13 protein-coding genes and 8 pseudogenes are annotated in these 20,682 nt (G+C 59.4%); 14 read left to right on the top strand and 7 right to left on the bottom strand.

Annotated elements, in window-relative coordinates; genetic code table 11:
• Positions 1-163: 163 nt before the first annotated feature.
• Positions 164-433: pseudogene (locus NKH90_RS32185) on the top strand (transposase); the annotation flags it as partial.
• Between the two features lie 16 nt (positions 434-449).
• Here NKH90_RS32185 and NKH90_RS32190 read toward each other — a convergent pair.
• Both NKH90_RS32190 and NKH90_RS32195 read right to left on the bottom strand, forming a co-directional pair.
• Positions 450-1,436 (bottom strand): D-alanine--D-alanine ligase family protein, encoded by a 987-nt coding sequence (locus tag NKH90_RS32190; protein ID WP_352823243.1) that lies wholly within the window; start codon positions 1,434-1,436, stop codon positions 450-452.
• A 1,307-nt stretch (positions 1,437-2,743) separates the two neighbouring features.
• Positions 2,744-3,514 carry an SDR family NAD(P)-dependent oxidoreductase gene (locus NKH90_RS32195; RefSeq protein WP_352707668.1) on the bottom strand — a complete coding sequence of 257 codons (771 nt, stop codon included), beginning with the start codon at positions 3,512-3,514 and terminating at the stop codon, positions 2,744-2,746.
• A gap of 338 nt (positions 3,515-3,852) precedes the next feature.
• Between NKH90_RS32195 and NKH90_RS32200 the strand changes: the two genes are divergently transcribed.
• Entirely contained in the window at positions 3,853-4,110 is a 258-nt protein-coding gene (locus tag NKH90_RS32200) for a helix-turn-helix domain-containing protein (protein ID WP_352707670.1), read from the top strand.
• A gap of 305 nt (positions 4,111-4,415) precedes the next feature.
• On the opposite strand, the pseudogene NKH90_RS32205 reads toward NKH90_RS32200, so the two are convergent.
• Together NKH90_RS32205 and NKH90_RS34955 are read right to left on the bottom strand one after the other, a co-directional pair.
• A pseudogene (locus NKH90_RS32205) lies at positions 4,416-5,057 on the bottom strand (transposase); the annotation flags it as partial.
• A gap of 155 nt (positions 5,058-5,212) precedes the next feature.
• A pseudogene (locus NKH90_RS34955) lies at positions 5,213-5,434 on the bottom strand (DUF5372 family protein); the annotation flags it as partial.
• Between the two features lie 50 nt (positions 5,435-5,484).
• On the opposite strand from NKH90_RS34955, the pseudogene NKH90_RS32210 reads away from it, so the two are divergent.
• From NKH90_RS32210 to NKH90_RS32215, 3 genes and pseudogenes are all read left to right on the top strand, one after another.
• Positions 5,485-5,898: pseudogene (locus NKH90_RS32210) on the top strand (transposase); the annotation flags it as partial.
• A 157-nt stretch (positions 5,899-6,055) separates the two neighbouring features.
• Positions 6,056-6,250: pseudogene (locus NKH90_RS34960) on the top strand (hypothetical protein); the annotation flags it as partial.
• A 549-nt stretch (positions 6,251-6,799) separates the two neighbouring features.
• Positions 6,800-7,597, top strand: a complete 798-nt coding sequence (locus tag NKH90_RS32215; RefSeq protein WP_352706982.1) for a response regulator transcription factor — start codon at positions 6,800-6,802, stop codon at positions 7,595-7,597.
• A gap of 350 nt (positions 7,598-7,947) precedes the next feature.
• Here the strand turns inward: NKH90_RS32215 and NKH90_RS32220 are convergent, their stop codons facing one another.
• Positions 7,948-8,907, bottom strand: a complete 960-nt coding sequence (locus tag NKH90_RS32220; RefSeq protein ID WP_352823247.1) for a Gfo/Idh/MocA family protein — start codon at positions 8,905-8,907, stop codon at positions 7,948-7,950.
• A gap of 739 nt (positions 8,908-9,646) precedes the next feature.
• Between NKH90_RS32220 and NKH90_RS32225 the strand changes: the two genes are divergently transcribed.
• From NKH90_RS32225 to NKH90_RS32240, 4 genes are all read left to right on the top strand, one after another.
• Positions 9,647-10,747 carry a Gfo/Idh/MocA family protein gene (locus NKH90_RS32225; RefSeq protein ID WP_352706985.1) on the top strand — a complete coding sequence of 367 codons (1,101 nt, stop codon included), beginning with the start codon at positions 9,647-9,649 and terminating at the stop codon, positions 10,745-10,747.
• A gap of 11 nt (positions 10,748-10,758) precedes the next feature.
• Positions 10,759-11,832: a Gfo/Idh/MocA family protein gene (locus tag NKH90_RS32230; protein WP_352823250.1), complete on the top strand. Its 1,074-nt coding sequence runs from the start codon at positions 10,759-10,761 to the stop codon at positions 11,830-11,832.
• A gap of 538 nt (positions 11,833-12,370) precedes the next feature.
• Positions 12,371-13,366: a KpsF/GutQ family sugar-phosphate isomerase gene (locus tag NKH90_RS32235; protein WP_352706989.1), complete on the top strand. Its 996-nt coding sequence runs from the start codon at positions 12,371-12,373 to the stop codon at positions 13,364-13,366.
• Positions 13,363-14,670, top strand: coding sequence for a hypothetical protein (locus NKH90_RS32240; RefSeq protein ID WP_352706991.1), 1,308 nt, complete (start codon positions 13,363-13,365; stop codon positions 14,668-14,670). The genes NKH90_RS32235 and NKH90_RS32240 overlap by 4 nt, the downstream gene beginning before the upstream one ends.
• A 385-nt stretch (positions 14,671-15,055) precedes the next feature.
• On the opposite strand, the pseudogene NKH90_RS32245 reads toward NKH90_RS32240, so the two are convergent.
• Positions 15,056-15,193: pseudogene (locus NKH90_RS32245) on the bottom strand (transposase domain-containing protein); the annotation flags it as partial.
• Positions 15,194-15,555: 362 nt separating this feature from the next.
• Between NKH90_RS32245 and NKH90_RS32250 the strand changes: the two are divergent.
• The 5 genes and pseudogenes from NKH90_RS32250 to NKH90_RS32270 all read left to right on the top strand — a co-directional run bounded on the left by NKH90_RS32250 (position 15,556) and on the right by NKH90_RS32270 (position 18,945).
• Positions 15,556-16,639 (top strand): annotated as a pseudogene (locus NKH90_RS32250) (HPP family protein).
• A 399-nt stretch (positions 16,640-17,038) separates the two neighbouring features.
• A complete protein-coding gene (locus NKH90_RS32255; RefSeq protein WP_352706996.1) occupies positions 17,039-17,344 on the top strand; it encodes a gamma-butyrobetaine hydroxylase-like domain-containing protein in 306 nt (101 codons plus the stop codon).
• A pseudogene (locus NKH90_RS32260) lies at positions 17,337-17,921 on the top strand (FAD-binding protein); the annotation flags it as partial. The gene NKH90_RS32255 and the pseudogene NKH90_RS32260, both read left to right, overlap by 8 nt.
• Before the next feature lie 96 nt (positions 17,922-18,017).
• Positions 18,018-18,395, top strand: a complete 378-nt coding sequence (locus NKH90_RS32265) for a 2OG-Fe(II) oxygenase family protein (RefSeq protein ID WP_352706999.1) — start codon at positions 18,018-18,020, stop codon at positions 18,393-18,395.
• Positions 18,396-18,756: 361 nt separating this feature from the next.
• Entirely contained in the window at positions 18,757-18,945 is a 189-nt protein-coding gene (locus NKH90_RS32270; RefSeq protein WP_352707001.1) for a hypothetical protein, read from the top strand.
• A 1,278-nt stretch (positions 18,946-20,223) separates the two neighbouring features.
• On the opposite strand, the gene NKH90_RS32275 is transcribed toward NKH90_RS32270, so the two are convergent.
• Complete coding sequence (locus NKH90_RS32275; RefSeq protein ID WP_352508262.1) at positions 20,224-20,529, bottom strand: ABC transporter permease subunit; 306 nt, start codon at positions 20,527-20,529, stop codon at positions 20,224-20,226.
• Positions 20,530-20,682 lie beyond the last annotated feature (153 nt).

The raw sequence follows: 20,682 nt of genomic DNA on the forward strand, positions 1-20,682 counted from the left end.
TCCGGCACTGATCCTCTTCACGCCAACGACGACGACGCTCAGGCCCGGTCAATAACGTCACATGGCTCATGCTGTGCTGCTAACTACGCTCGAAAGGACAACCTTAAGAGCGCAGCCTCGCTACCGTTCCATGCTCGCGCAAGGCGGCCCTCGCCGGAGGCGTACGGAGCGCTCGACCGGCGACACGGTTCGCCGGTCGAGCCTTACGCTCGCCGGCAATCGACGCGCCCGCCGCGCCCTGATCGAAGCGGCATGGACTTACCGCTATCCTGCCAGGGTCAGCGAAGCCCTGAGGGCGCGGATCGAGGGGTTGCCCAAGGCTGTCCGCGATATTGCCTGGAAGGGGCAGGTCCGGCTCTGCGCCCGCTATCGCCGCCTCAGCGCCGCCGGCAAGAAGCCGCCGGTGGTCGTGGCTTCTTGCCTTCAACCTTGACAGGGAACATGAGAGACTAGGGGATGCCGACTCCGAAATACCGCGTGTGAGCTATACCCAGGATGCGATTGACCAAGCTCGAGTAACTGTATCCGGCGGTCGTCGCGGCTAGGGAATATAAGCCAGTCGGACGGAGCCCTGGGTTGGGGTTGATCTCGAGGACAAACGGTTGGCCAGCGTGGTCGATCCGCAGGTCGACTCGGGCATAGTCCCGGCACTTGCACGCACGGAAGGTCGCAACCGAGATATCGCGTAGCACCGTCTCGAGCCGGCTCCCCATTTGCGCCGGACAGATCCGCGGCAGCGCCGGGGCCGCCCTGCCCTTCGTAAAGAGACGCGTCTCGCGGTCGCCGAAATCCAGCTCCACAAGAGGCAATACCTCGCACTCTTCGTTTCCGAGTAGCGCAACGGTGATTTCTCGGCCGTCGATGTATTCTTCCACAAGCGCATCCTGAGTATACTGCGAAACGGTCAATTCGACGGCCTGCCTCAACTGAGCAGGCTCATGCACGATCTGCAATCCGAGGCTTATGTATTGTTGAGACGGCTTCACTATCACTGGGAAACGCAGATCGCCGGTACTCTCGGTGCCCGTACGCATCACGCGAAAGTTCGGCGTTGGCACGCCGCGGTCGCGGATTAGCCTCTTTGTGATGACTTTGTCGAGCGCTAGCCCATGCCCGAGCGGGCTCGGTCCGGTGTAGGGAATGCCGGCCATCTCAAGCATAGCCGGAACGTGGGTGTCAGGGCACTCGCCCTGAATTCCGTTCGCCATGTTGAAGACGATTCCGGAGGGGCGGGCCTGCGGATCGGATGGCATGAACTGTTCTAGCGTAGCGAAGAGTCCTTTATCGCCCTCGCACAGGAGCGTCTCGTGGCCGCCCTCTTGCAGTGCCGTCACCACGCTCTCTACCGCCTCGCGGTCGTCGAACTCCGGACTAGGCTGACCGAACCGGTTGATCACGCCCGTATGATCATAGTTCCACACGACGGCTACCCGCATGAGATGCTCCTTTGATGTTTGCCCGCTGTCACGTTCATTGGCTCGCATTTGACTGCGCTAGCGCAACAGCTCGTCAGGCCCCCGGGTTGTTTCACCGTATCTTGCAATCGGCGTGCCACCGGAGAAGTTGTGCGTGCAAAAAGGGAAAAAGCATGTGTTTCGCGCCGCGCCGACGGTATAGTTACGCCTTAGGGTATCCGGTTTCCAACATAGATGTCTGCAATCAGACACGGCCGAAACGAAGGGTGAGCTCGCCGGCGCATCGCCCATCGAGCACGCCGTCGCCCAATGCCCGACGGCAAGATTGCATGTCCTTCCCGCGCGTAGGCCGCATTGCGCCGCCCAGATCCTCGATGAGCTCGTCGACGTGGGCGAGCGCTTCCAGGAGGCTCAACTTGCCGCCGAGGCCGGCGTCTGTCCCGTGACCCACGCCTCTGACAAAAGGCGAGGCGTTGTGTTCCGATGGTCTGCAGCAAGAACCTGAGTTTGGCGTTCACCTGCGTTAGGTCGTCTACCGCAAGGTCTGGAGGGGGTGGCGCAAGAACGCGCTCTACTACCCTCAACAGCATCGCGGGGTCGTCAAGATCACAGCCTCAAAAATTAAAGCTGGACACAGGGTGTTCCATGCCGGTCGGGAGTGATCTGTCGCGGCTTTCATCAGAGAGTTCACTGCGGTGCCTGCGGCGCGCCCGGCGTAGGCCATAAAGCTTTGGGGACGCCTTCAGTGGCGTCGTCATCGCCACTCATCTGGGCCTCCGTAGCCTTCTCGGCGACACTGACCGTTTTGCGATGGCCGAGGGGCCAGACGCAGATTCTGGAGAGATCCCAGCGGTCGGCGACCTGCGTGCATCGGGAGCACCGCGACCGGCGCCGGCGGCATAAACGCCGGCCGCGAGCGATGACTTCGAGTCCCGGATGAACGCTCAGCCATACGACAGTGTTGACATTCGATCGGGCAAAAGACCAAGGGCGCGGTCGCACTCCAGATCGTAGATGATAGTTCCGAGGCGCTGCCCCTTGCGCCAAGCCCAGTCATCGATGCCGACCACCCGGGGCTGCTGCCGCGGCTGGAACCAGGCTGCGCGGAGAACCAGCCGTCGTCGCTTACCGGCATCGCGAGTTTGCGCGACAGGCGCGAGCCGGATCACCGCTGACCGCGAAGCCGATCACCCACTGGCTTTCGCCGAGGCGGGCGGTGATTGTCTCGTTTCGGCTGCACCGTTTCCGGCAACCGTTTACACGGGGAATTAGAAGTGACCTGCGCGGGGTCTTGGGAGCTTCATCTACTGATTCAGCCGGTAACTCCATCAGCAGGCATAGCCGCCATCGGCCAACACAATGCTCCCCGTCATCAGACTTGAGGCATCGCAAGCGAGGAAATGAACTACAGAGGCGATTTCATCACAACGTCCTTGCCGGGCCATCGGAGTCTGATCCATCCAAACAGGAAAAAGTTGGTCGTCCCAACGACCATATCGGTTCTCGCCTGTGTCGATATAGGTGGGAGCGACAGCATTCACTCGAATGCCTCTGCGCGCCCACTCTACCGCCAAACACTTGGTCAGGTGGTGAACCGCTGCCTTAGACGCATTATAGTAGGCCTGCGGCTGTGGCTTGTTCACTATGACACCTGACATCGATCCAACATTGACGATAGTACCTTTGCCCTGTTTCAGCATATAGCGGCCGAATGCGCGACAGGACCAAAACACTCCGTTTAGATTGACATCCATAACCTCTAGCCATCGCTCGTCTTCAACGTCTTCCGAGGGGACCCCGCTTCGTCCGATACCTGCGTTGCAGACCAAAATGTCGACCTTACCATGCTGGGCGACAATCTTCCCAGCTGCAGAAGCAACATCACGCGGATCGGCAACATTCATTCGAATAAAGTCGGCCTCATAACCGAGGCGAGCGAGTTGATCGAGACCATCTCTTGCCACACCTTCATCAATGTCCGCAATCACGATCTTCGCCCTCGCTTCAGCGAGCGCCTGCGCGCAAGCAAGTCCAATGTTCCGGCCTCCTCCGGTGACCACGGCAACCCGCTCATGAAGGCTGAATTTTTTCAGATACATAGCCATTGCTCTCCGATACCCAAATTGGACAAATCTTTTGCGCCGAGGCTCGTACGACAGCTACGCGACAATGAAAACTATGACCATCACCACAGCTCATCCCAAGCAGCGGCGCCTGCCTGGGTCAAACAGACGCATCAGGAGTATCAAAGACGCCGCTGACCTGTTCGAGTGTAGAAGCCGTGTCCGACTAGAGGAGAAATGCGGCGGAGGCCTGTTCCTGTAAAGCAAAGGCTTTGTAAACTTTTGTTGAGCATCGCGCGAAGATTGGCGCCTACGCCTTCTTGGATCCGGCGGATTACGAAAGCCACTAGCGACTCTTTATTCCAGCAGCGAATGTGGGGCTTGGCCCGCCCATCGGCAAGAAGGCAGGCTGGCTTGCCATATGCCGAACCACAGGTTGTTTGACAAGGTTGGAAGGTGTCGCTAGCGAAATTGCGGACAAGCTTCATCGACAAAGAAGTGGTACACACCGGGTTCTCGCGACCCTTCGCGGGCTTGGTTGGGTGGAACAAAACGAGCGATCGGAACTTTATCGGCTTACGCTGAAATTGTCCGCGATAGGTTTTCGCTTCTGCAAGCATCGCGATCACTGACTTGTGTCGGCCGATCGTCGACCGGCTTGCCAAGGAAATCGGGGAGTTGGTCCGGCTCGCCGTCTTGACCGACGGGAATCTTACTACCATTGCCACGGGTCAAGGCGCCCAAAGCAGCCTGGGCTGCCAATTAGCCCGTTTTATGCACAGCGATCGGCTTTCGGCGGCCTGATGGGTCATCTGGTTAGCGATGCGGTGCCTTTTGACGAGCTTCATCGGCGCCGGGATTGATCCGTCGTGATGGCAGGCGGGGGTTTGCGGGTTGCGGTCGGCGGGTTCGTTTCGAGGCGTCAGCGCCCCGTCGGCTACGTCACGAGCCGCGGGATGCGGTCGAGCACGATGCGCAGGATGCGCTGGTCGGGGCAGGATGTCGGCAGATGCAAGCGGATCTGGGTCTTCATCTCGACCACCCGCGCGGCGATCTTGATGAGGCGCAGACGCAGCGTGTCGAATTGGGCGACGGCAAAGCTGGAACGCTTCGGCATTGCGGCGCGCAGGCCCCACATCAGCCAGTAGGCACCGGCATGCAGGAACAACCGGAACTGGTTGGCCGTCGCTCTGGTGCAGGATGTGCGGTCGGCGGCGAGATGCGTCTTCCACGACTTGATGTGGTTCTCGGCTGCGCCGCGCCGGCAGTAGAGATCCTCGTAGAGCGGCTTGGCTTTCCCGCCAGCAAGGTTGGTGACGATGAAGCGAGGGTCGCTACCTTGGGCACCGGCCTCGACGCGGGCAATGATGCGCTCGACGCGGCTCCAGCTGGCGGCGCCGTCAACGAACTCCTTGAAGCGGCGGACCTTGTTCGTTTTCTCCGACACCTCGAAGCGCGCCAGCGTGCTGGCTTCCAGATCCGCGACATGCTTGCGCAGGGTCGTGGTGGGCGCGAGGCCAAAGATGAAGTCGACGTCGTTGGCGCGGCACCAGTCGATGACCGGTGGACTGCAATAATGGCGCCTCCGCCCGCGCCTCGGCGTCCAGCGTCTCCCAGGCGGGTGGGTCGGGAGGCCGCTTGCGGTCTTCCTCGGCGAATCTCGGCTTCAGTTGCATGTCGCTCCTCCTTGTCATCAGGCGGCGACTCGCCGCGCCGTTCAAGAAGAGCGTCGGTCAGAAGGCGCAGATGCAGAAGGTCTGAAAGCCGCCCAATGCTGGAGTGATTTGCCGGCGTGGCTGTGGAATCACCCCCCATGCCCCCGAGATCCGTCCACGCGACGGGAATGTAGGTCCGGCTGCCGTCCGGCAATTCTAAAAGCAGCGTTGGCTCGCCGCGGCGTTTGAGTCGGCTGATTACGGCCAGAGGCCGCCCTTCAAAGGCGTGGCCCTCCCGCATGATCGTTGCCGAGGCGGGAAGGTCCTGGTGATGGGCAGTCTGGAAATGTTTCCTTTGATGCCGTGCATGGCGGCCAGCAATTGCGCCTGTTCAACGCCCATTATGACGAATACGGCTTCCAGCCGATCGTGGTGTTCGATGGCGATGGCCGGTTCGTCGGTGCGGTTCTTCGGCCAGCCAAGCGGCCGAGCGGGGCTGAGATCCGCCCCCATCTGCGCCGCCTGGTGCAGGCGATCCGGAACAATTGGCCGAACACACGGATCCTGATCCGGGCCGACAGCCCCTGGCGCAGCATGCGCGTTCGGGCCGCTGAACTCGGGCGTCAGCTTGTCGCTGGTGCGCGTCAAAGCCGAGCGTGTCAAATACTCGTGTCGATCCCCGGTGTCGGCGCAATCACCGCGAATTCGTTCGTGACCGCCATTGAGGAGCCGGACAACTTCAAGAAATCTCGCTCCGTCGGCGCCCTACGTCATTTCAATGGCTTGCACTTCATCCGCCAACCCACCATGAATTTTCCGGGTTAGGCTTTCCCGACGCTGCCGGCGCATGTCACCGCCAACGGCAAAGCATGGCTGGCAACACTTCCCAATGACATGGCGCTGAAGACGGTACGGACCCAACGCGCTCACCTCCGTAGGTGCCGTTCTATCGGAGCTGACGAAACCACGTCGACAAGGCTTCGGAGTTGCGCGCGAGGAGACCGAGCCGGGCGTACCCTCGGTTGCAGCTGCGGTGAGTGTCGGCGATGAAACGGCGCGGCACTCGCCGTGGTTGCGCCCGCCTGCCGTCTGGGCGAGGAATGCATCAAAGCGGTAGCCGAGCAGGTAAAGGGCGCGGCCGCCGAACTTTCGACGGTATGGCCGCTCCGGGCCATCATCACACCAGCGCTTAATAGTACATAGGCCCTCAATGCATGATCAGCGTCCGACACGCGCTTTTCGGGTCCAAATCCCACTCTCGTGGTAGAGACCAGTAGAGGTCGGCTGGCCTGCGTTCTCCCGAACATCACGAGGAGTACCTCACGTCGAGTAAATTGCGTTGTTCGATGTCCGACGATGTCACATATTCGACATAGGCACTCTCAGCGCTATCCCGTTGCTTTAACACGAATCGCTCATTGGCACGGTACCTGCGTAGTTGTCCACAAACGGGCCGTCTTTCCAGGAGAATCATCTATGATCATTCTTGCCAACAACGCTGCCGCTGGGCGGCAAACGAGAAGAAGACCGGCTCCTAGTCAGGCTGAGCGATCTTAGGGAGTTGATGGCTCAGCCAAGTGGGGGCCTACGAGTCGAAAGCGATTGTTGAGTTGCGTAGACAGCCAACTACTTCCACGTTTCAAATTCGTCCATGAGGAGCGGTTTCATGTGGCATGATCAGCGCCGTGCACAGATCCAAAGTCCAGACCGCGAAAGTACATCTGCAGGGATTGACGCGATGTTGAATGACGACCCCGCTCAGAGTTCGCCGCCGCCACCGATCGTGCTGATCGCTACGTCAGATGATAGCTTTCGCTCTTTTCTGGAATATACCGTTAGGAGTAAGGACTTAGTTGTGGCGGGGGTGAGCGACGGAGAGGCGCTGGTCCAGCGCCTGCATGAACTAACGCCGAATGTATTGCTCCTCGAATCAAGACTGCCGCGTGTTGAGACGCGGACGCTCTGTGCAAGCTTGCGTTTGGATCGCCGGACGCGCCCAATGTCGATTGTCGTGCTAGCCGCCGACGATGAAGAAGCAAGTGAGCAAGAGTTTGTCGAGTCCGGTGCGGATCAGTATCTCAGTAGACCATTTTCGCCTGAGCTGCTGATGACAACTATCGATGCGATCTGGCACGCTTCGAATCGGGTTCCCGACCTCGGCCCACGTGATTTGCTGACATTTATCGACCTGGAACTGGATGTGACCAGGTATCGCGTGCGGCGAAACTGCCGGACGATCCATCTCGCTCCAACCGAGTTCCGCCTGCTCCACCATCTCATGAAGAACCCACACAAGGTCCACTCCAGAGGAGAACTGCAGGATGCAGCTTGGCCACGCGCTGTTCATGTTGGCCTCCGCACCATCGATATTCACATCGGCCGCTTGCGCGCGGCCCTCAATCAGGCTGGCGGACAAGATCTCATCCGGACCGTGAGATCCGTCGGCTATGCACTATCCGAGTAGGCGCGCGACCGGCGCCTAGATCGGCCACCCGCAGCTCTTACGATTGACGGCCTGTTGACAACACCAGGCGGTTTTTCAGGGGTAGCCGCGACGCGCTCTGACGTTCTCTCCAAATGCGCACCATCGAATCACAAGCACTGATTCGGCGAGGTGGTTAGAACTTCCAACTGGGCTTTGATGCCCCGTCAGCGCGTGCGATTTCGGATAGTTTTGCTGTGTTGCGCTTGGTTTCTTTGATGTCGATGATCCGGCTTGGCGGTTGAGCGACCATGGTGAGCAGCTCGAAGCCTATGGCCGGGTTGTGCCCCCTCACGCAGCCTGGCTCCCTCGAGCGCCGATGACTCCGTTGCTTATACGCGGTATCCGTGCTTATTGCTCAGGGAGACTCCTTTCTCCCCCTCCCGGTCGAGCTCCGCGCGAACATCGACGACGCGGCCCGTTTGGTAGGAGCGGATCGCCGCTTCCATGAGGGCGATGCTTCCCAAATTGTCGCGCCCGCTGGGGAAGAACCATGCCTGACGGCCATTGGAAATCGCCGTAGCGAAGGCTTCGAGCACCGCCACGCGGCCAAAAACCTGGTCCCGTGGGAGAGTCTCGGCCCGCATTGCTCCCAGACCGTCCACGACCGCAAGACGATCCCCATCGAGCGTTACGTCGCGGTCGCTTCTGCACGCCCAGATCACGTCGCCGTGCTGGTACTGCATATGCCATTCGCCCGAGAAGGTGGTCTCAGCCCGCGCCTCCCACGACCCCGTCCAGGTAACCGTGGCACCGCTTTCGAAGACAAGGATAGCCGCAGCTGTGCCGGGATCACGGAACGTGCTCCACGAGAGTCGAGGTGCGGTGCAATAGACGGAGACGGGCTCGCTGCCAAGCACCATGCGTATCAGGTCGAAATGATGGATGGCGAGATCGGCGATGAGAGGTTGGCGAAGCGTGCGGTGCCAGTGCGCCTTCGCGTCGCTCTCATAGGAAAGGATGCGGCGAAATGCGATTGAAACCGCAGCAACCTCGCCAAGCTCTCGTCCACGGACGATGTCGGCGGCGCGCTGCGCCGCTGGAAAGTAACGAAAGTTCTGATTGACCATCAATACGAGGCCGCGGGCCTCGGCCACCCGCACGAGTTCGCGACCTTCGCTGACCGTTGGCACGAATGGCTTCTCAACAAGGACATGGCAGCCGAGCGCGAGGGCACGCGATACGAGTTCGACGTGAGTCTCCGTGGGCGTGAGGACGAGCACGCCGTCGGCTGCGGTTCGCTCCACTGCCTCTCTGAGCGAGAAAAAGAAAGGGGCCGCGCAATCTCCCAACCGCGCGCGGGCGGCCGCCCCCCCCGCGCCGCGGCCGGCCCCCGAGGCCCCGCGTTAGCTTGGGTTTACCATGGGGGGGGTGGGTGTCGGCCCCGTGATTCCCCCACCCCCCCCCCCCCCCCCCCCCCCACGCCCCCCACCCCACCCCCGCCCCCCCCGCCGCCCCCCCCGCCCCCGCCCGCGCCCCCCGACCCCCCCCCCCCCCCCCCGCCGCGCCCCCCCCCCCCCCCCCCCCCCCCGGCTCCGGGCCACGTAGCCCACGATTTCGATGGCTTGAACCTTGGGCGTGATGCTTGAAGCCCAGTTCATGCCCCAATCGCCAAGGCCGACCTGAACAACACGAACCATCTCTCTCCCTCTCTCTCTCTTTCTCTCCGAGGCGGCAACCGGAGCAGTATAGGCATGAACCCCAAACGCATTCGGGTGCCATTACTGTGATACGAGCTTTTCCATGTCGTCAAATATAATTTCGTTAAATTTCGGATATATTGGTCGAACCCAAGCACTACCGTCTCCAGCCGACAGCCAAAGCGCTCCAATCACCTCGAGCCCGTGAACCCCCATCTCCCAACAAGCTGACGAGATCTGGCATATCTCGCTCCTAAAGAGTGAGCGCACAGCCCCGACTGTCGCAAAACCTTAGCGAAAACGTCATTTGCATGTCGGACCGTATTTGCCAACAATTGCCCCCTAGCGCTCAAAGTAGAGCTAGCACCATCCGTCAGAATGGGAGCATTCCATGCCACGGCTACCCACCGTACGTTTCTCAGTGATCGGCCTCAACCACGACCATGTCCTTCGTCAGACTGGTATCCTCCTGGCAGCTGGTGCAGAACTCCACTCTTTTTATGCGCCGGAGGAGGATCTCGCGGCTGAATTCGCCGCGAGGCATGCGCAAGTGAGACGGGCGTGCTCAATTCAGCAGATATTAGAGGACGAAACCGTCCAACTGATCGTTTGTGCAGCAATTCCGGACGAGCGAGCCAGAATAGGGATAAGTGCCATGCGCCATGGCAAGGACGTGATGCTCGACAAACCGGCATTTGTAACTCTTCAAGAGCTTATCGAAGCACGAGCCGTGCAAAAGGAGACGAGCCGCATTTGCTCGGTGTTTTTCGCCGAGCGCTTTGAGAATGGCGCCACAGTCAGGGCTTTGGCACTCGCGTGTTCAGGCGCTGTCGGTCAGGTCATTCATACAACTGGTCTTGGGCCGCATCGCGTAAATCTGGCAGCTCGACCCTCGTGGTTCTTCGACCCTGCACGACAGGGCGGTATTTTAACAGACATCGCCTCGCATCAATTTGATCATTATCTCGCGTTCACTGGCAGCACCTCGGCGGAAATCGTGGCAGCACACGTGGCAAACTATGCGCATCCTAAACATGTGGGATTCGAAGACTTCGGCGAGGCGCTCGTGCAAGGGAATGGCGGCACTGGGTATATTCGTGTGGATTGGTATACGCCAGACGGTCTCGGCACTTGGGGTGATGGTCGCATCGTAGTGCTTGGCACTGAGGGCTACATGGAAATCCGCAAAGTTGTGGATATCGCAGGGCGGCCCGGCGCAAGCCATCTATTCCTCGTCGATCGAAAAGGCATTTATCATTTCGACTGTAGCGGAACTCCCCTTCCCTATGGCCCGCAACTGCTTGCTGACATCGTTCAACGAACCGAAACGGCGATGAGCCAAAACCATTGTTTTCTTGCCTGCGAACTCGCACTGAAGGCGCAGATCACTGCAAGCCGCCTTGGCCATCTCACGCCAGCACGTACGCAAGATATGAGCCAAGCGGGTTCCAGCGCCCTCCATCAAGGCAGCGTCCTCGGTTCGTCTGAATAGGAGCCAGCATCATGCCAACTCGGGTAGTTCAGGTAGGGCTTGGTCGATGGGGTATAGACTGGGCTGAGACTGTCGTGCCTCATGTACCCGAGGTCGAGATGGTAGGTTGGGCTGAGCCGAACCCTGAGGTTCTTGAGCGGGTGAAGACGCGGCTAAGGGCTCGCCCTAACCAATGCTTTCCAACTCTTGATGCAGCGCTCTCGCATACTAGTGCCGATGCCATCTTGATCACGGCTAATGTGGGGGCTCATGCTTCTCTCATTGCACTCGCTCTCGAGGCCGGCAAGCACGTACTGGTGGAGAAGCCCTTTGTGTCTACAATCGTCGAGGCCGAGCAACTCGTCGATTTGGCAGACCGTTACCACCTCGTCCTGATGGTGAGCCAGAACTTCCGGTTCTTTCCTGCAGCCATCACCGCCGCCCGGCTCGTCAGAGAGCAAGCACTCGGCCCGGTAGGCGCAGTCCGCATCGAGTTCCGACGCTTCGTGAATTATACAGCAACCGACGAAGCTTATGGCCATTACTCCTTACGACAACCCCTACTTGAGGAGCTTAGTATTCATCACTTTGACCTGATGCGCATGGTGCTCGGGCAGGAACCTCGGGAGGTATATTGTAGGGCTTGGCAGCCGACGGGGAGTTCGTTCAGAGAACCGCCCGCAGCAGCTGCGACGATCAGCTTCGATCGAGGCACCATTGTTACCTACCGCGGCAACTGGCTTAGCGGTGGCGTGGAGACGCCCTACGGTGGAGAATGGCATTTGGAATGTGCCGAGGGCGAGATCATGTGGACCTGCCGCGGTGACCGTGATGTTACCTTGAATGGCGATCACGTCATCATCCGTAAGCGCGGCCAACCCGCAGTGCCGATAGGCCTTCCGGAGATGCCGTTGTTCGGGCGTAGAGAAAGCCTAGCGACCTTTGCACGTGCTGTCGAGACTGGCACAGTCACACCTTTCGCCAGCCTTGGCCGTGGCAATATTGCAAGTCTCGCTCTCATGCAGGCAGCAATAGCGTCGGCAACAACGGGATGTGTCATGCCGGTCGAAACGATAGGGCAACGGCAACCACCAAAGGCTAGATAGGTCTGCGATCTGATGCGCAGCGCCTCCCTCAACAGCTCTAACAACTGGCGCGACGCTGCGTTGTTCAGCGGCTTAAGCCACGACCCTGATGCCTCAAGCCAGGCGGCGCAGAATGAGACAGGTGCTCAGAACAAACGCATCGATGTCGAAACAACCTCACGTCCAGATCTAAATCGCACCGGCGATGCATCAAAGCACCTTGCGGAGAGCACGAAATTTGTCAGGTAGACGCCAATTCCGATCGAACCAGCGATTGCCCGTTCGTTTCAGTATTTCAGTTCGGCGTCCAACGCGTCGCACCTACTTGGAGGCTGATCAGGCGCGGGCCACGGGCCAGTACTTATCGAAGCCAAGGCCATCTGGGGCAGTGAAGCGCGTTACCAAAGGGAGCAACAATATTTACCTGAAATTCTCTTGATGCTAAATCGAAAAAGCGGAGTCTTTGGACCGGAGCTCTAAAAAACAAGCTGTAGGGGCAGACGCCTTGAACACGGACCAAGAGACTGGACTTGCGACTGAAGACGCTAACGATCGTCTAATGCTCGGCCGCGCCAAGGATTTCCTGCACATGGAAGCACAAGCTCTCGGCAATCTGGCCCAAAAGCTAAACGGCCAAATCTGCGTGATCGCCAATCTTATCCTGCGATCTAAAGGAATGGTCGTCGTTACCGGCGTCGGAAAGTCTCGGCTCGTCGGCGAAAAAATCTCGGCCACCTTCACCTCGACGGGCACCCGCTCGATCGCTCTCAATCCTGTCGACGCCCTGCACGGGGACCTTGGTCGGCTACGGCGGGAGGATATCCTCCTTTGCCTCAGCAACTCAGGTGAGACCGAGGAGCTTACCAGGCTGGTATTTGCAGTAAAACCCCTGGGAGTCATGATCGTCGCTATCACCGGAAATGCAGGTTCAACTCTTGCAAGGATGTCGCATTTCGTCATCGACATGGGTTCGATACGTGAAGCGTGCCCTCTTGGTTTAGCACCAACAACGACGACAACCGCACAGATGGCCCTCGGAGATGCCCTCGCATTGGTGATGCTCGAACAACGACGTCTAACTCCGGAAGACTTCGCGCGGTATCACCCTGCGGGTAGTCTGGGCCGGCGCCTAATGCGTGTTCGAGAGATCATGCGAAGCGATGATAAGTTGCCGCTCGTCCTTGAGGGGACGCCGCTCAAGCTCGCTCTCTTAGTCATGTATACGACACCAGGCCGCCCCGGTGCCGTCGTGGTTGTTGACAGCCACGACAGTCTCCTTGGCATTCTAACAGATCGCGACTTAGAACCCGTCATAAACCAAGATGATTCTATCTTCAGCAGTCCCATCGAGAGCCTCATGCACCGAGACCCGCCCACGTTCATGCCTGACGCACCAGTACAGGCAGCCCTTGAGCTAGTTCAGGGAACCACCCGTGAGCATCTTGTTATTGTCGACAATCTGAAACGCGTGGTGGGATTACTCGCCACTTCCGATATACCAGGATATGCACGCGCCGCTGCAGATGCCGTGACAAGTACCCCGTTGCCATCATGAAAAGACCCAAAGAAAGTCAAATAGAGGCGAGGTCCCGTAAGTCGCCGCTGCCGCTGGCGCAGGACTTCGCTGTCGTCTTCAGATCGGCCAGGCCTTCGAATATCTACTGCTACACGCCGGGGATTGCTCGGTCCGAGACGGGGCGGCTTATTGCCACGCTTGACGTCGGTGGCCACGGGGTCGCCGATCTTTGCGGTCCGAAGGCTTCCCGTGCCGCGGGGGGGCGTTTCGGAAAAGGAAAACTGTTCATTTCCGACGACAGTGGCGTAACATGGTCGCACCGCGTCGACTTTCCATTCTGGCATGCGCGACCGTTTTTCGCGGCTGGCGCTCTTTATGTGTTAGGGCAGGCAAGCGACCTGATGATAATGGCATCGTTTGATGACGGTGACAGCTGGACCACGCCTGTCCGGCTAAGTTTCGGGGAAAAGTGGCACGGTTCGGCTTGCAACGTGCACTACGATGGCCAACATCTTTACTTGGCAATGGACCAAAGGAAGGACACCGATATAGAGGGCTGGAACGTAGCGGGCTTGGCGCCCCGCGTCCTACGCGCGCAAATAGGCGCAAATCTTCTCGATCGTGCCGCCTGGACCATCTCAAGCGCACCGGCATTCAACGAGGTATTGAGAGATGGAGCCATAGATTGGATGGGTGTCCCATTTTATGGCACTCACGAGCGGCAGCCCCGTCAACTTGGTGCAAATCGCGTCTGCGCACCCATGGGATGGCTGGAGCCCAATATCGTGCAATTCCGGGATCCTGGGCACATTTGGTACGATCCTACCGGGAAAACCCTGCATTTGCTGTTGCGGACCAACACCGGAGGTACTGGCTACGCAGCACTTGCCAAGGTTGCAGAAAACGACGATGGAGAAATGCGAACTAGCATCGAGCGCGTACCTTCTGGCAAGAAAGCGCTGTTCGTGCCGCTGCCCGGAGGGCACCTCAAGTTCTTCATTCTCTGTGATCCCGAGACGTCGCTCTTTTGGCTGATCAGTTCGCAAGCGACCGACTCAATGGCCAAGCTGACCACGCTACCGGCCGGGCGTTACAACCTAGCTAACAATGAGCGACACAGGCTCCAACTGCACTTTTCCAAGAACTGCATCGATTGGTGTTTTGCTGGCATCGTAGCTGCCAGCTCAGATGAGCGGCACGCCCGCAACTATCCGAGCATGACGATTGATGGAGATGATCTAGCAGTATTGTGCCGGTCAGGAGACGACGCGGCGCTCGACGCGCAATATACTAATCTTATTACATTTCATCGAATCCGCGACTTCCGATCTTTGAGCTATTAAGCTGACAAGGACTGCGACAAGGACCAGGCTCGGCATTGTTAAAGCAGTGCTGTCATTCTAGAATGGGGTATGATGATGAACATTGTATCGATAACCCCTTCATATACTAACTTGTGACGGTTTCGCCGGCCTTCATGCGCTGGAGCAGCTCCAGCTTTTGGTCCTCATCAATAACTCTTTGCCGTCCGGCCATGCCAAAGTTTCCTCTCCTTGAAGGAAACCTGTCCGCGATTTTCCTTATCCAGTCACTCCACCCCTGTCCGGCTTTTGCGAAATGCGCATCGTATGGCTGACGTGCATCGCGGGGCACACTTCGAGCCGATCGAGCCAAGGGAACCGCCTGAAACCGTTAGGTCAGCGGCGGCGTGAATGGTAACCGCCGTTCTCAGGCCACGGCCTTGAGCGGCATGGGTCTGTAGGCCCAAGGCAGCAGATCGTCGGTCTGGCTTTGTGGATGGCCGGCGACGATCCGGGCGATCACGTCAGCGAGGTAGGTGTGAGGCTCGACGCCGTTGATTTGACAGCCAACCGGTTGTTAGCCGCTTTTTTGTACCGGAAGCAGACGCGCGGCAAAGGCTGGGCTAGCTTTTCCTCGGTGGCAATGAGAACTCGAGATCAATCACCTCACGAAAGGTTCCGAAAGCTGGACTTAAGCTTCCGGCTGCCTGCGACACGGTAGCCTTCGCCTCTTACTGCGCTCGAGCGGATCAGCGTCCGTGCCGTCCGCCTCCTCTGGCTGATCAAATGTCTGCACCCATTTGGCAATGGCCGCTTCGCGCAAAAGTATTCCCCCGTGAGCCGACTTTCCGAATTGGCTTAACTTCCAAATCTGTGGCTTTGCCTGCATTGCGGACTGCGGAGTTCCGACCACTCGCAGGGCATGCCATGGCGTTTCGTCTCTTTGTTCCGATCCTTGCCGGTGCAACGCTGCGCGAGCGGCTGCTCGCCTGCAGCGGGGCCATGATCGGCATCGCATTGACCGGCGTGATCAGTGCGCTGGCGAACGGGTCTGGCCCACATGTCGCACTGCTGGTTGCTCCAATGGGAGCATCGGCCGTGCTGCTCTTTGCCGTGCCTTCAAGCCCGCTGGCGCAACCTTGGTCGATTATCGGTGGCAATACGATTTCGGCGCTGGTCGGGGTGATCGTGGCGCATTTCGTGCATGAACCCGTCCTTGCTACCGGCATTGCGGTGGCGCTGGCCATCGCCGCCATGTCATTCACGCGCTGCCTGCATCCGCCGGGCGGCGCCGCCGCTTTGACCGCGGTGTTCGGCGGACCGGCCGTCTTCAGCTCCGGCTTGCTGTTTCCCTTCGTTCCGGTAGCGCTGAACTCGATCAGTGCTGGTCGCACTCGGCTACGGCATCCATAAACTGTCGCGGCGCAACTATCCGCATGTGGCGGCCCCCGCCCTTAAAAACACGCATGGAACCATCGATCCGCCGGCGCGGGAGCGGGTCGGCTTCCAGCCCGAGGATATCGATGCCGCGCTCGGCGCGCTGGAGGAAACCTTCGATATCGACCGCAACGATCTCGAGCGGCTGCTGCGGCAGGTCGAGTTGCAGGCGATGGTGCGCTCCCATCGGACCCTGCTGTGCAAGGACATCATGTCGCGCGATGTGATTTCGGTCGATGAACATGCGCCTGCCGACCAGGCGCGTCATTTGCTGCTCGATCACAACATCCGGACGCTGCCGGTGACCCACGCCGAGGGCGGGCTGGTCGGTGTAGTTGGCCTGCGCGAGCTGACGAAGGCGACCGACGCGGTGAGGGCTGTGATGTCGAAGGCTGGCACCGCCTCTCCCGATACGCCGGCGATGAGCCTGCTGCCGGTGCTCACCGACGGCCGCAGCCATGCCGTGGTCATCGTCGATGCCGAGCGACGCATTATTGGGCTGATCACCCAGACCGACCTGCTGGCGGCGGCAGCGCGCGTGCACATGGCCGACACAACGCTGGCAGCGGCATAAATACTGACCCGGATTTAGGTGCGGCCTTCCGCCTAAGACGATTCCTTTTTTCAAGTACATCGACCTTCTGGAACGCGACCGCGCTCTCAACCGCTACCACTACTCTCTCGGCTCGCCTTCGGTTCGTGCAGCGGGCGCGGGATACAGGCAACCTTTGTCGCTCTCTAGCGAGGCGCACCGGGAGCGAGCAGATGTGAAGTCGATCGCATTGGCCAAGCTAGAGGCGACCGGAGGGCCCACTTATTTGGCCCACTCGATGCCGTTGAGGTGGGCGGCAACCACCCATCTTGTTCCGCCCCGATTTATCCCGGTTTCAATCAGCATGCTGGACGCAGGCAATTTATTGCGTGTCCATGTTCCGCTGTTCCCTAGTATGGGCGCGAACCATCAGGAAACGCCGTGATACCTCTTGAGCTCAATGTCACTGCCGCGCGCAGCCTTCTCTCCGTTACATGGGATGACGGTGCGGTCTCGCTCATCCCGGCGTCCATGCTGCGGGCGCGCAGCCGGGCGGCACAGCAGGTCCGGGCGGACATCGAGGGTAACGAACATTCGTTCGAGACTGTCACCGTGACGAGCGCAGGGGCGATCGGCTCATATGCCATACGTCTGGTTTTCTCCGACGGTCACGACCGGGGCATCTATCCCTGGAGCTATTTGCGCGAAATCGCCGATGCTGAGGCTTTGAGGAACGAGAATGGATAATTTTGTCGAAGGGCTGTCGGAAGTCACCTGCGATGTGCTGGTGATCGGCGGCGGCACGGCCGGACCGATGGCGGCGCTCAAGGCGAAGCAGAAAAATCCCGCTCTGAATGTCGTCCTGCTCGAAAAGGCCAATGTGAAGCGTTCCGGAGCTATCTGCATGGGCATGGACGGGCTAAACAACGCCGTCGTCCCGGGCTATGCGACGCCCGATCCTGTGCATGGGCGCGGCGGGCCGGCTCGGATTGCCGCATTCCGGCTATCTCTTCGGAACCTATGAGAATCCGACCAATTCCGGTGATGGTTATGCCATGGCCTATCACGCGGGTGCCGCGCTCGCTAATCTCGAATGCTATCAGATCAATCCGCTGATCAAGGGCTATAACGGCCCGGCTTGTGCTTAGTTGCCGGTCCGTTCGGAGCCTATACCGCCAACAGTGAAGGCAATCGCTTCATCGAAAGCGACTACTGGTCGGGACAGATGATGCAGGAATTCTACAACGAACTACAGTCGGGCAAGGGGCCGGTGTTCCTGAAGCTCAACCACCTTCATGCCGACACGGTCGGCGAGATCGAAGAGACCCAATGCCTGTCGCAGGATGAGGAACTTCGAAGCTCGTACTTGCGTGACCTGACCATAAGAAAGAAGTCGCCCGAGAATGCGATGTGATGGCATGTGGACTCGATTCCCGGAACGCTGGTCGTCAATATCGGCGCAGTGCTCGAACTGGCGTCGAATGGCTATTTGCGCGCGACCGTGCATCGCGTCGAGACGCCGCCGCCGGCGTCCAGGGGCTTCCGTTCCGTTTTTCTCAAGCGCGGCGGGAATGCGACCACGTCGATTCTGAGCCTGCCGCAAGAATTGGCGGCCGAGGCCCGCGGACCGGCAAGTGGTCGGGGCACCGTTGTTCCGACATGTCGCCTGAAAAGCCGACTGCGTTCGTATGTCGATGTGGCACGCCGGTACTATGCCGATGTTCAGGTTTGCGGTCGGAGCACGAATCTTTGCCGTTTCGCGCTTTCTTTGGAATGCCATTCGTCGCCAAAGCCGTGAAATGAGCTCAGAAAGGCAAAATCGTTCGGCGGTTTTCCTCCCATTCCGCTAAACGGTGTTCCCCTCTGAAGGCTTTGACCTTCCTTTGGCCGGGCCGGATTCGAGCCCGGCTTTTTTTGTTGGACGGGCTGCTTTGTTCAGATCTGCTGGAACGCGTTTCGCTGGGTCAGTCTTTCGGAAACAAGACGGTTTGCATTCGCAGCCGATGTTACTTACGCGTCATGCTAAATCTGGCGGTGGACCCAGGATTGCCAAGTCCGCTCGCTTCGCTAAATTGAGGCGCTAGAGCAGTCCAATCGGGAGGCCATTCTCGGAGCCCAAAGGATGGCCTGTAACCTCTAGATATCCCGCCCAACCCCCAATGGCCCAGCGTTACGACATAGAGAAGACGCCCGAAGGCACGTGGGACATTATCGACGTCTTCACGGGGCTGCCAGTCGTCGAGGTGGGCGTCCCCTTAATCGACATGCCTATCGAAGAGGCCGACGACTTGGTCGACCTTCTGAACTGCCGCGACAGGACACGGCGGGGCGATGCAGGTCTCTCGTAAGTGGCAATTTCATCAACCATTCCTTTAGCCAGTTCGACGCGGTCTCGAACATCAAATTGATTTCGTTCACGCAGAGGACCAAGATCGGATGTCGTTGGCGTCCTTTGAGGGTGGGTCGCATGAGCATCGGCTCAGTTCTTACGGCAGAACAGGCCGGGCGATGCTCCGCCAAACCACCTGCCGCATCATCCTTCTCGGCAAGCCGGCTAACCCGATGCCATACGGCCGTCCTGAGAGGGCACGTCTCCTTCAATAGCGGCCCTGCTCCCACTTATGCGGGCCACCTGAGGAGTTGCTCAGCGACACATTGAATTTCCGATTTTTTACGGTGTTGTCTGGTACGTCGTCCGCACGCCGGCATGGCCGAAGAGGCGGACGCCATCGGCGTTCGCCTTCAATGTTTCTGTTCAGCTATTGGGCTTCGGCAGGCCAGGCGGGTTAGTGCGCGACTGGTCGATGGCTTCGGCGGTAAAGCTCCACTCCTTCATCACCTCGCCATATTTGCCGCTGGCAATCAGCTCGTTGATGGCGAGGGTAACGGCAGCCGAATGAAATTCGGATCGGAGCGGTCGCGAGACACTGCATCGCGTCGTGCGTGACGAGCACGGCGGTCGTGCCCTCGTGTCGGACGATCCGCTGAAGCTCGCCCTGCAAGCGCAGCCGGGTCAGCGCGTCACAATTGGGCGGGATAGGCTTTGGCGAATTGATCAAGGCCGACGAGATGCTGCCGCAACCGGAGGATCCCACGATGCTGACGAACTCGCCCTCGTCGACTGCACGATGGATATGCGACAGCGCCTGGACCTGACGGCCGGCGATACTGAACCTCTTGCTGACGTCATCTCCAATGCGTGGTTTTGGCCACGTCCCCGTTCGGAAATGGCGACAGGGCCGCTCATGGGATCCTCCAGCGCAGAAAGCGATGCTCCAGGGAGCCGGCGATGACGTTGGAGACGACGCCGACACCACCGAGGAGGAGAATGCACAGCAGCAATAGATCCATGTGGAACAGGCAGCTTGCGACGGTGGGGGCCGAGCTTCTGCTCAACATCGCACCAGGTATCGGCGGCCGCATGAACGAGGGCCAGCACCATGCAGATGGTCACGAACGAGTTCGTCCCGTTCGGCGGCACCCAATCGGCGCTGGCGCAGCACGCCGCCGCGACATTGCCCTCGGCATTGAGCCAGGGCAAAAGCCTATGCTCCTGGAAAACGATCGAGCGGTCGAGACTCGGCCGTTCCACCCTCGGTCCATCGACCCGGATGTCGCCGTCGTAATCAGTGTCGAGGCCAAGCACGAGCCGCAGCAAGGTGGACTTGTGTCCAGGCATAGATCAGAGCGGCATGAAGGCCGGTGAAGATTTGCGGCAGCGCACCTGGAATGGCGATGATCCGGGCGAAGTCGAACCAGCCGAAGGTCAGCACGTCGGCAAGCTCGCGATAGCTGCGCGGGATGCCAGACACGCCTTGCCAGGGGTTGATCAAGGTCGGCTGGAAGGCCGCCAGCGCGATGAAGACGCTTTGCCGGCCTCGCCTCCGCCGAACCACACGAGATGAGCGATTATCTGGGGTGTCAAGTTGCATTTGCGAACTCTTTGCGCTCGGCATTGCTGATCGGCGGCGCAGGAGTGGCCGGACGGGCCGATCGCCGTGATCAAGCCTGGCCGGTCTGCCCTCGCGGTTTGCCGCCAATCGGATGTTATAGCTAATGCTAATGACGCGTCAGCACGCCGATTT

It is taken from the genome of Mesorhizobium sp. M0898, assembly GCF_040319695.1.
Classification (GTDB): Bacteria; Pseudomonadota; Alphaproteobacteria; order Rhizobiales; family Rhizobiaceae; genus Mesorhizobium.